This is a genomic window from Actinoplanes sp. NPDC051861, assembly GCF_040681145.1.
In the GTDB taxonomy this organism is placed as follows: Bacteria; Actinomycetota; Actinomycetes; order Mycobacteriales; family Micromonosporaceae; genus Actinoplanes.
Window position 1 is genome coordinate 124658 of sequence record NZ_JBFAYE010000007.1, and the last position, 11389, is coordinate 136046.

At 73.0% G+C, this 11389-nt stretch carries 6 protein-coding genes; all 6 read left to right on the forward strand.

Translation table 11 applies throughout. The annotated features are described in order from the left end of the window. Positions 1-54 precede the first annotated feature (54 nt). Genes AB0M02_RS21195 through AB0M02_RS21220 form a run of 6 tightly spaced genes read left to right on the forward strand, consistent with a single transcriptional unit; the run spans position 55 to position 11389 of the window. Positions 55-1302, forward strand: coding sequence for a cytochrome P450 (locus AB0M02_RS21195; RefSeq protein ID WP_364229163.1), 1248 nt, complete (start codon positions 55-57; stop codon positions 1300-1302). After that, a complete protein-coding gene (locus AB0M02_RS21200) occupies positions 1299-2336 on the forward strand; it encodes a ketoacyl-ACP synthase III family protein (protein ID WP_364229165.1) in 1038 nt (345 codons plus the stop codon). Before AB0M02_RS21195 ends, AB0M02_RS21200 begins: the two co-directional genes overlap by 4 nt. 12 nt (positions 2337-2348) lie before the next feature. Continuing rightward, positions 2349-8564 (forward strand): acyltransferase domain-containing protein, encoded by a 6216-nt coding sequence (locus tag AB0M02_RS21205; protein WP_364229167.1) that lies wholly within the window; start codon positions 2349-2351, stop codon positions 8562-8564. Positions 8565-8577: 13 nt separating this feature from the next. Then, positions 8578-9027, forward strand: coding sequence for an aspartate 1-decarboxylase (gene panD / locus AB0M02_RS21210; protein WP_364229543.1), 450 nt, complete (start codon positions 8578-8580; stop codon positions 9025-9027). Then, positions 9018-10211: a cytochrome P450 gene (locus AB0M02_RS21215; protein ID WP_364229168.1), complete on the forward strand. Its 1194-nt coding sequence runs from the start codon at positions 9018-9020 to the stop codon at positions 10209-10211. The genes panD and AB0M02_RS21215 overlap by 10 nt, the downstream gene beginning before the upstream one ends. A gap of 29 nt (positions 10212-10240) precedes the next feature. Further along, a complete protein-coding gene (locus AB0M02_RS21220) occupies positions 10241-11389 on the forward strand; it encodes a nucleotide disphospho-sugar-binding domain-containing protein (RefSeq protein WP_364229169.1) in 1149 nt (382 codons plus the stop codon).

Below are 11389 nucleotides of genomic sequence, written 5' to 3' on the forward strand. Positions count from 1 at the left end.
CGAGTGGCATCCCGGCAGGACTTACGTGCGCAATATCTGCTGCTGAGAAATCGCATGGCGATGCGTGCTCACGCTTATCGGGGCGATCCCGCGGCCCGCATTCTCGCGCGGCCGCTGACCAGCGATCCCTATCCGATATACGAGCAGGCCCGTGCGGCGGGCCTGGTGACCCGCAGCAGTCTCGGGCCGCTCTTCGTGACCGCTTCACATCGCGTGGTCGGGCAGGCGCTGCGTGATCCGAGGCTGGGCGTGCTGACTTTTCCGTACCGGTTGACCGACACCGTTCAGCCGGTCGAGGACTCGTTCCTGATGAAGAACCCGCCGGACCACACCCGGCTGCGGCGCCTGGTCGCACCGTGGTTCACCGGCCGGGCCATCCAGCAGCGCCGCACCGACGTCGCCCGTGTCGTCGACCGGACCCTCGACGACCTGGCCGGCCGTCCCGGCTTCGACGTGGTGCAGGACTTCGCGCTCCCCGTCGCGGTCCGGGTGATCTGCGACCTGATCGGCCTTCCCGAGGGGCACGAGCGCCGCCTCGCCGGGTGGGGCGCGATGCTCTCGCTCTCCCTCGACCGGGTGCGCACGCTCAAGCAGCGCCGCCGCATGCAGGACTCCCTCGCCGACATGGACCGCTTCTTCGCCGGCGTCATCGAGCGCGGCGAGGCGCCGTCCGGCTCGGTCCTGGCCGCGCTGATGGACACCGCCGGCGATCCGCAGATGCTCACCCGGCGCGATGTCGTGGCCACCAGCGGCCTGCTGCTGCTCGCCGGCTTCGAGACCGTGGTCGGGCTGATCGGCAGCGCCGCCTGGCACCTGCTGCACGACCGGGAACTGCGGGTACGCGCCCTCGGCGACCCCGCCATGATGACCGGTCTCGTCGAGGAGACACTGCGCCACGAGCCGCCGGTGCAGTACACGATCCGCCGCGTCAACGAGCCGTACGAGGTGGACGGCGTACAGCTGCCCAGGAACAGCCAGATCCTGCTGCTGCTGGCGGCGGCCTCCCGCGACCCGGACGTCTTCGAGAATCCGCAGCGCTTCCTGCCGACCCGGCCGAACAGCCGTGACCATCTGGCCTTCTCCGGCGGCGTCCACTACTGCATCGGCGCCGGGCTCGCCCGGATGGAGGCCGAGGTGGCACTCGGCACGCTCTTCCGGCGGCTGCCCGGCCTGGCACCGGGCGGCGAGCCGGGGTGGTACCAGCTGCGCAACCTGCGGAGCCTGCGCACCCTGCCGGTCACCGTCGGCGGCGACCCGTCGCCGAGCGACCACGACGCCGTGACGACCAGGAGGTACCTGTGAAGGTCGACGGGATCACCCTCGAGGCGATCGGTTCGTACCTGCCGCCCGCCACCCGGATCGCCGACGCGGTCGAGGCCGGGCTCTTCGAGCGCTCCGCCGCCGCCGAGAGCGCCCAGGAGAGCGTCCTGATCGCCGGCGACGAGTCCGCGCCGGACATGGCCGTGACCGCCGCGCGGACCGCGCTGGCCCGCAGCGGCCGCGAGGCGCACCGGATCGACGCGCTGATCCACGCCTCGGTCTTCATGCAGGGGCCGGAGATGTGGACCCCGCCCGGCTACATCCTTCGCGAACTCGGCGCCCGCGACATCCCGGCCATCGAGCTGCGGCAGGGCTGCAACGGCATGCTCTCCGCGCTGGAGGCCGCGGTGTTCCGGCTGGTTGCCGACCCGGCCAGCAGCTCGGTCCTGCTCACCACCGCGGAGAACCTCAACTCACCGCTGCTGGACCGCTGGCGCGGCGGCATCATCGGCCTGTTCGGCGCGGACGGCGCGGCCGCCGCGGTCGTCGGCACCGGGCCCGGCTTCGCCACTGTCGACGCGATCAACTCGGCCGTGTTCAGCGAGATCGAGGGGATGGCCCGCGGCGCGGAGCCGCTGTTCCCGCCGCCCTCGGCGACCGCGCAGCCCTTCGACCTGGTCGACCGGACCGTGCACTTCGCGCAGACCGTGCGCCCGCTGCCGGAGACCACCGAGGTGATCCGCAAGGGTCAGCTCGACCTGGCACAGCAGACCCTCGCCGAGGCCGGCGCGGACCTCGACGACATGCGGCGCGTCCTGTACGTCAACGGCGCGCGCTGGCTCATGCACCGCAACCTCACCGAGCCCTTCGGGATCGAACTGGAGCGGACCTCCTGGGAGATCGGCCGCACGATCGGCCACATGGGCGCCGGCGACCACATGGTCTCCCTCGAGCGGCTCCTTCTCGACGGCGCCCTGGAAGCCGGTGACCGCGTCCTGATCGTCGGCGGCGCGCCCGGCTGGTCGGTCACCACCGTCGTCCTCACCATCACCGACCCGCCCGCCTGGGCCGGCTGAAACGGGGGAGCCATGTCAGAGCCGATCGCCGTGGTGGGCATGTCGTGCCGGTTCCCGGGCGCGCCCGACCCGGACGCCTTCTGGGCCGCGCTGAGAGCGGGCACCGACGCGATCACGGAGGTGCCCCGTGACCGTTTCGACGTCGACGCCCGCCTCCTCTCGCGGTACGGCGGATTCCTCGACCGCGTCGACGAGTTCGACGCCGCGTTCTTCGGGGTGCCGCCGCACGCCGCCGCCCGGATGGACCCCCAGCAGCGCCTGCTCCTGGAGGTCGGCTGGGAGGCGATCGAGGACTCCGGGCTGGGCCCGGCCGAGCTGACCGGGCGGCCCACCGGCGTCTTCGTCGGGCAGCTCACCACGAACTACTGGGAGATGCTCAGCCGCGCCGGGATCCTCGACATCTACGCCAATCTGGGCACGGCTCGCAGTGCTCTTTCCGGTCGTCTCTCGTACGCCTTCGATCTGCACGGCCCCAGCATCTCGATCGACTCGGCGTGCTCGTCGTCGCTGTCCGCGGTCCACCTGGCCTGCCGCAGCCTGGCGTCGGGGGAGTGCGACACCGCGATCGCCGCGGCCGTCAACCTGATCCTGATGCCCGAGGAGAGCATCACGTTCTCCTCGGCGAACATGCTCGCCCCCGACGGCCGGTGCAAATTCGCCACCGACGCCGCCGACGGATATGTCCGCAGCGAGGGCGTCGCCGCCCTGGTCCTCAAGCCCCTCTCCCGTGCGGTCGCCGACGGCGACCCGGTCCACGCCGTACTGCTCGGCTCGGCGGTCACCAACGACGGCCGCAGCGGCGGCACGATGATGAGCCCCGGCCGCGAGGGCCAGGTCCGTACCCTGCGGGCGGCCTACCGCGACGCCGGCGTCGACCCCGACGAGATCGGGTACGTGGAGGCGCACGGCACCGGCACCTCGGCCGGTGACCCGGTCGAGCTGGGCAGCCTGACCGACATGTTCGGCACCGCCACCAGGACCCGGCCGCTGCTGGTCGGCTCGGTGAAGACCAACATCGGGCACACCGAGGCCGCCGCCGGGATGGCCGGGCTGATCAAGGCGATCCTCTGCGTGAAGCACCGGCAGATCCCCGCCACCCTGCACGGCGGCGTGCCCACTCCCGCCGTCGACTGGGCGAACACACCCATCGAGGTGGTCCGCGAGGAGACCGGCTGGCCGGACGGGCGAGCTGTCGCGGGCGTCAACTCGTTCGGCATCTCCGGCACCAACGCCCACGTCATCGTCGCCGAGCACGACTCGCTGACGCCCCGGCCCGCCACGGACGCGTTCGACGACCGGCCCGGACAGCCGCAGCTGCTGGCACTCTCGGCCTCCGGCCCGGCCGCGCTGCGCTCCAACGCCGTCGCCTGGGCGGACTTTCTTTCGGAGGACGTCTCGCTCGGCGATGTCTGCCGCAGCGCCGCGACCCGGCACCGGCTGGACAGCCGGCTCACCGTGATCGCCGAATCCGCCGAGGAGATGGCGGCCGCACTTCGCGCGGATCACCAGGACGTCGCCCACGAGGTCACGCCGGTTGCCGGGCGGACCCTCTTCGTCTTTCCCGGGCAGGGTTCGCAGTGGATCGGCATGGGCCGCGAGCTCTACGAGTCCTCCCCGGCGTTCCGCCGCGCGCTCGGCGCCTGCGACGCCGCGGTGCGCGCCGAGACCGGCTGGTCGGTGATCGAGCGCCTGCATGACCCCGACGGCCCGTCCGGAATCGATCAGGTCCAGCCGTGCCTGTGGGCGATCGAGGTGGCGCTCGCCGCGCTGTGGCGGGCGCTCGGCATCACGCCGGACGCCGTCGTCGGGCACAGCATGGGCGAGGTCGCCGCCGCACACGTGGCCGGCCGTCTCAGCCTCGCCGACGCGGCCGCGGTGATCTGCCGCCGCAGCGCCCTGATGGCCGGCATCGCCGGAAACGGCGCGATGGCCAGTGTCGAACTCGGCGCGGACGCGGTCGCCAAGGTTCTCGCCGAGATCGGGGTGCGGGCCGGCGTCGCGGTGGAGAACGCACCCGACCTCACGGTCATCGCCGGCGACGAGGACGACGTCCGGCGCGCGGTCGAGCGGTTCGAGGCCGACGGCGTCTTCGCCCGGCTGGTCAACGTGGACGTCGCCTCGCACAGCCCGGCCGTCGACCCGCTGCTCGACCGGCTCACGACGGTGCTCGCCGACCTGCGCCCGTCCGGCGGCGAGATCCGGATGATCTCCACCGTGACCGGCACCGAGGTGGGCGCGGGCGAGCTCGGCGCCGCCTACTGGGCGGACAACCTGCGCCGGCCCGTCCGGTTCGCGCCGGTCATCGGCGACCTGCTGGCCGCCGGATACGACACGGTCATCGAGATCAGCCCGCATCCGATCCTGGTCTCCGCGGTGAATCGGTGCGGTTCGGCCGCGACGGTGCTGCCGACGCTGCGACGCGACGAACCCGAGCGGCGCACGATCCTTGAAGCGCTGGCCGACCTTTATCGGTCTGGACGAGACGTTCCCCTCGACGCCGCGACGGGTGCGGGTGGCCCGGCGGTGCGGCTGCCGCGCTATCGCTGGCAGCGGCAGAGCCACTGGATTCCCGGCGCGCCGGTCGCGGCGCACCCGCTCCTGGGGTCGGGTCCGCTGGATCTTCGCCGCAACGCCTACCTGCTGGATCATCGTGTGCAGGAGCATGCGGTGCTGCCCGGCACGGCGTACCTGGAGATGATGCGCGCGGCCGTCGGCGATCACACGGCTCTGCGTGACGTGCGCTATCTGCGGGGGCTCTACCTCACCGCGGATCAGCCGCCTGAGGTGCGCGTTTCGGTCACGCCGGGCGCGGTCGAGGTGCACAGCAGGACCGACGCGGCCGACGACTGGCTTCTGCACGCTGCGGCGGTCACCGTTTCCGGCGATTTCGACGGTACGGAGAAAGCGCACGCTGTCGAGGACGTGCAGGGGTTCCCGCACCACTGGTCGGGGGAGAGTTTCTACCGTCGCTTCGCGGAGTCGGGCAACGGGTGGCTCGGCGCGTTCCGTGCTCTGACCGGGGTGTGGCGCTCGGGTGACGTGGCGATCGGCCGTGTCGAGGCGGCACCGGGTCTCGTCACCGAACGGCACCACTTCCATCCCGCTCTGCTCGACGGGTGCGGCCAGGTGCTCGCGGCCACGCTCGATGAGGTACCAGGCCCGTTCATGCTCGACTCGATCGAGCAGATGGTCTGGCACCGGGTCCCGTCCGGCCCTCTCTGGAGCCGTGTGACGCGGCGGGCGGCCGCTCCCGGCCTGCTCGTCGGCGACGTCACGATCGTGGGGGAGGACGGCGCTCTCCTCGCGGAGATGACCGGTCTGACGCTGCGCTTCATAGAGGAGCCCGAACCGGCAGCCGCTCCCGCTCCCGCGGCCGTGGGGGCTGCCGGCCGGTTCGCGGTCGAGTGGGTGCCTGTCGCGCGGCCGGGTGCCGGCGAGCCTGGTGACCTGCTGCTGTTCGCCGATCGTCAGGGTGCGGGCGCGGCGCTCGCTGCCGCGTGGCCGGGCCGCGTGGTGACGGTGCGTGCCGGGCTTTCCTTCCGATCGTTGGGGCCTGACCGCTACGAGATCGCCGCCCGGTCCGCCGCCGATCACCGGCGCCTGATCGAGGAGCTCGCGGCGGGCTCCTGGAGCGCGGTCGCGCATCTGTGGAGCCTGGACACGACCGAGTCGGCGCCGGACGCGGGTCTGCTGAGCGCACTGGCCCTGGTGCAGGCCCTGGCCGACAAGCCGCTGCCCGGCGGACCGGCCCTCTGGCTGGCCACCCGCGACGCGCAGGCCGTCACCGCCGGCGACCGCGTCGGCTCGGTGCGGGCGGCAGCGCTGTGGGGCCTGGGACGCACGGTTGCCGCCGAGCATCCCGGCCTGCGCTGCCGCCTGCTCGACCTGCCCGCTTCGCCCCTTCCCGCAGGAGCCCTGGCAAGCGAACTCGCGGCCACCGACGACGGGGAGAACCAGATCGCTCTGCGGGGGGATGCCCGATACGTAGCCCGCCTCCGCCCTGCCTCGACCGGCGCGTTCAACGGTTCACAGCCTGGGACGGGCTGGCAGGTTCGTTCCGGCGGTGACGGGCTGCTGGCCGGGGTGGCGGCGGTGCCGGTTGTCCTCACCGCCCCCGGGTCCGGTGAGGTGGCGATCCGGGTCAGTCATGCGGGGATCAACTTCCGCGATGTGCTGGTGGCCAGCGGCACCTACCCGGGTGCCGCGCCAGGTGGTGAACTCGGGTGGGAGTGCGCCGGCGAGATCGACGCGGTCGGGCCGGGGGTTGCCGGGTTCGCGCCGGGCGACCGGGTGATGGCTTTCGCGCCCGGCGCGATGGCCGGCCGGGTGGTCGCGGACGCCCGGCTCGTCTTCCCGGTTCCCGGTGACATGGGAACGGCCGAGGCCGCGACGCTGCCGATCGCGTTCCTCACCGCCTGGCACGGCCTCGTCGAGCTCGCCCGCCTCGAACGCGGCGAACGCGTGCTCATCCACAGCGGCACCGGCGGCGTCGGACTGGCTGCCATCCAGGTGGCCCGGCTGCGCGGCGCCGAGGTCTATGCGACAGCGGGCACACCCGAGCGGCGAGCGCTGCTGCGGATGCTGGGTGTGGCCGGTGTCGCCGACTCGCGGGGTGGACGGTTCGCCGAGCAGATCCGGGCGGCCACCCGGGGAGCGGGCGTCGACGTGGTGCTGAGCGCCCTGCCCGGTGAGGGTGCCGCCGCCAATCTCGCGGTGCTTGCGCCGTACGGCCGCTATGTCGAGATCGGCAAGCAGAGCGGTCCGATCGGTGCGCTGGGCGACAACGCCACGTACGTGACGCTCGACGTCACCGACCTGATCCGGCGGCGTCCCGAGGTGGTCGCCCGCACGTTCGACCGGGTACTCCGCGCCGTGACCTCCGGCGACCTGACCCCACTGCCGTACGAGGCCGGGCCCGTCGGCGACGCTGCCGGCACGTTCGAGCGGATGACCCGTTCACGGCACACCGGCAAGCTGGTCCTCGACCTGACCGGGGACGAGCCGGGCCCGGAAGCGGTGCGGCCGGCGTTCTCGGGTGCGGCGACGTACCTGGTGACCGGTGGACTCGGGGACCTCGGCCTGCAGGTCGCGCGCTGGCTCGCCGACAACGGCGCCCGGCATCTGGTGCTGATCGGCCGCAGCGCGCCGCCGCCGGAGGACCGGTGGGAGTCGCTCGACGCGGGCGACCCCTGGCGGGAGCGGGTACGGCACCTGCGCGCGCTGTCCGAACGCGGCATCCGGGTGGCCGTCGAGACGGCCGACGTGGCCGACTCCCCGGCGGTCGAGGCGTTGCTGCGCAAGCGGAAGGCCGGCGGGGAACCACCGGTCCGGGGTGTCATCCACGCCGCCGGGGTGCTGGGTTACGGGCCGATCAGCGGGCTGAACGCGGACGACCTCGCCCCCGTCCTGGGAGCCAAGGCCGCCGGCGCGACGGTGCTGCACCGGCTGCTGGCGGGCGAACCGCTCGACTTCTTCGTCCTGTTCTCGTCGGCTTCGGGGGTGCTAGCGTCGCCGATGCTCGGGTCGTACGCGGCGGCGAACGCCACGCTCGACGCGCTCGCGCTTCACCGGCGGGCCCTGGGGCTGCCCGCGCTGTCGGTGGACTGGGGCTTCTGGGACACCGTCGGCATGGCGGCACGGCTCGGACGTGAGCGCGGGCGGGCGCTGCATCCGCAGGGGATACGGCCGTTCAGCGTGGCGGAGGGCCTGGCGACCCTGGGCGAGTTGCTTGCGGGGGAGGCTGCGCAGACGGTCGTGCTGCCCGCGGACTGGGTCGTGTGGCGTCGTGCCTATCCCGATGCGGCCGCCTCCCCGCTGCTCCGTGACCTCCTGGATGGACAACACGACCTCCTGGACGGACAACACGCCGCGTCCGCGAACGCACCCACCCCGCAAGCTGTGAACGGCCTGCAGCCGGCAGCGCCCGCGCCGACGGCGGCGGAGTCCGGCCACGCGACGAATGGCCACGTCGGTGCGGCGGAGCCGGTGGGTGAGGGGCCTGAGGCGTTCCTGTTGACGTGCCTGGGTGACGTGCTCGGCACGGGGCCGGCCGCGCTCAATCCTCAGCGGCCGCTGAACCGGCAAGGGCTGGACTCCCTGATGGCGGCGCGGGTGCGCGGTGCTGTGCATCAGCGGTTCGGGTTGCTCATTCCGATCACGCGGATGCTCGGCGGCGCCAGTCTGGCGGACCTGTCGGCCGAGCTCACCGCACACGTGCGCGGGAACTGACATGGAGGACAAGGTGTTCCGGGAAATGCTCAAGTCCAAGATCCATAGAGCCACGGTGACGCGGGCGGATCTGCACTACGTCGGGTCGATCACGATCGATCGGGACCTGATGGACGCGGCCGATCTGCTGCCGGGGGAGAAGGTCGACGTCCTCGACATCGACAACGGGGCCCGGCTGTCGACGTATGTGCTGGAGGGGCCCCGCGGCAGCGGCACGATCGGCATCAACGGCGCGGCCGCGCGGCTGGTGGCGCCGGGTGACCTGGTCATCGTCGTCTCCTACGCGGTGCTCGCCGACGATCTGGCCCGCACCCTCGCCCCGCGCATCGTCTTCGTGGACGGCGACAACCGGCCGGTCGAGGCCGGCACCGACCCGGCCGCCGTGCCGGACGGCTACGGCCTGACCCGCGGCGACGCCACCGCGGAGGAGAACGCGGGGGAGCGTGAGCCGGCATGGCAGTGACGACCGATCCCGGGGCCCTGGTCGGGCTGCGGCACGACGAGCGGACGCGGGCGCTGTTCGAGTACTTCGAAGCGCGTGCGCCCGAGCGCGCCGGGCCCAGCCGGCAGCCGGGTGTGTTCGAGGTGTTCGGGTACGACGAGGCCGTGCAGGTGCTCAACGACCACGGCACCTATTCCAACGACTTCTCCGGGCTGATCCCGGCCGACCAGGCGCAGCTGGCGCTGGTCGCGCGTGGCAACCTGGCCGGCACCGACCCGCCCCGGCACAACCTGCTGCGCGCGCTGGTCAACCAGGCGTTCACGCCGCGGATCATCAACAAGCTGGAGCCCTGGATCGCCGGTCTCGCGAAGGACCTGGCCGAGCGGGCTCTGGAAGGCGGGGACGCGGACATCGTGCGCGACGTCGCCAGCCCGCTGAGCGCCTCGGTGATCGCCGAGCTGTTCGCCGTGCCGCGCGAGGACCAGCGGATGTTCTGGGGCTGGTCGGACCAGCTGCTCGGCGCCCGGCCGGACGGCGCGCTCGGCGTGCCGGACGAGACCGCCGTCAAGCGGCGCGCCGCGCTCGTGCGGGAGGCCGGCGGGTACCTGCTCGGGCACATCAGCCGGCTGCGCAAGAACCCGGGCGACGACCTCACGTCCGCGCTGACCCGTGCCGACGTGGACGGTCAGGCGCTCAGCGACGAGGAGATCATGGGCGTGATCGGGATGTTCCTGATCGCCGGGCACCTGCCCACCTCGCTGCTGATCGGCAACACCGTGATGTGCCTGGACGAGCACCCGGACGCGGCCTTCGACGAGAGCGCGATCGACGAGGTCCTCCGCTGGCGGCCCCCGCTGATCCGCGACCAGCGGATCACCACGACCGAGGCGAAGCTCGGCGAGCACGTCGTCCCGGCACGCACGATGGTCGTCGTCTGGGTCGCCGCGGCCAACCGGGACCCGCGGCACTTCGCCGATCCGGCCCGGTTCGACGCGGGGCGGCGGCCTAACCGGCACCTCACGATGGGCCGGGGCATCCACTACTGCATCGGCGCTCCGCTGGCCCGCCTCGAGACCGGGGTGATGGTCCGCACGCTGCTCGAACGCTGCGCCGCGATCGAGATCGACCGCGACGGCGTCGAGTTCCACCGCTCGATCGGGATGCTCGGGCCGGTGAAGCTGCCGGCCCGGCTGACCGCGCGCTGACCGGCGCGCATTCCACGGGGGAGATTTCCATGCGAGTGCTTTCCATGGCGGCGCCGGCGTCGGGCATGTACCTGCCGGCCGTACCGCTCGCCTGGGCGCTGCGTGCCGCCGGGCACGAGGTGCTGATGGCCAACAACGGCCCGGCCGCCGCCGCGATCGCGCGGGCCGGTCTGCCGGTCGTGGACGCGTGCCCGGACCGGGACCTGTTCGCCGAGTTCGTCGCGGTGGGCGCGCAGGCACGTAAGGACGGGACTCCGCCCGGCACGAACCTGGGCCTGTTCGGCGAGGCCATGCTGGAGGATCTGCTGCGCCACGCGGAGTCCTTCAAGCCGGACGTCATCGTCTCGACGCTCGAGCAGGGCGCCGGTCCGATCGTCGCGGCCGCTCTCGGCGTACCGTTGCTTGAGCAAAGCGTGCGTCTCGCCTGGGCCGGACCGGATCGCCAGGCGCGAGATTTCCGGGCCGGCATCGCCGCACGGCTGTGGCCGCTGCGGGTGCGGCTCGGGCTTCCGGTGCCGGCCGAGGCCGTCGCGTTCCTGGATGTACGCCCGAAAAGCCTCGGCGGTCACGACGGCCCCGGCGCGTGGCCGATGCGTTACGTGCCCTACAACCACGGCCTGGTCCTGCCCGAGTGGCTGGCCGCGCCGCCGCAGCGGCCCCGGATCGGCGTGACACTCGGCAGCTTCCTGGCCGGCGCGGCCGGTGCCCAGTTGCGTGAGCTGATCGGCGTGCTGGCCGAGTTCGACGCCGAGGTGGTGCTGGCGCTCGGCGAGGTCGACCTGTCCGAGATCGGCCCGCTGCCGCCGAACGTGCGCTCCGCCGGCTGGGTGCCGCTGGACTCGCTGCTTCCGTCCTGCGCCGCTGTCGTGCACCACGGCGGATCCGGTACCACGTTCGCCGCGCTCACCGCCGGGGTGCCGCAGGTGGTGCTCCCGCGCGGCGCCGACCAGCCTGCCAACGCCGCCGTGGTGGCCCGCCGGGGTACGGGCGTCGCGCTCGACCCGCGTACCGCCGACGCCTCGACCCTGCGTGCCGCGGTCCGCGGCGCTCTCGACGACGGTGCCCTGCGTGCCGCCGCGGCCGAGGTCGCCGCCGAGATCGCCGCGCAGCCCGCGCCCAGCGCCGTGGCCGAACGCGTCGCGGATCTCGCCTCGTCCCGCCTGGCCGTCGCCGGCTGA

Excerpts from the sequence above, each read along its gene's own strand:
- AB0M02_RS21195 (WP_364229163.1), top strand. The coding sequence starts at position 55 with ATGGCGATGCGTGCTCACGCTTATCGGGGCGATCCCGCGGCCCGCATT.
- AB0M02_RS21205 (WP_364229167.1), top strand. The coding sequence starts at position 2,349 with ATGTCAGAGCCGATCGCCGTGGTGGGCATGTCGTGCCGGTTCCCGGGC.
- AB0M02_RS21215 (WP_364229168.1), top strand. The coding sequence starts at position 9,018 with ATGGCAGTGACGACCGATCCCGGGGCCCTGGTCGGGCTGCGGCACGAC.
- AB0M02_RS21220 (WP_364229169.1), top strand. The coding sequence starts at position 10,241 with ATGCGAGTGCTTTCCATGGCGGCGCCGGCGTCGGGCATGTACCTGCCG.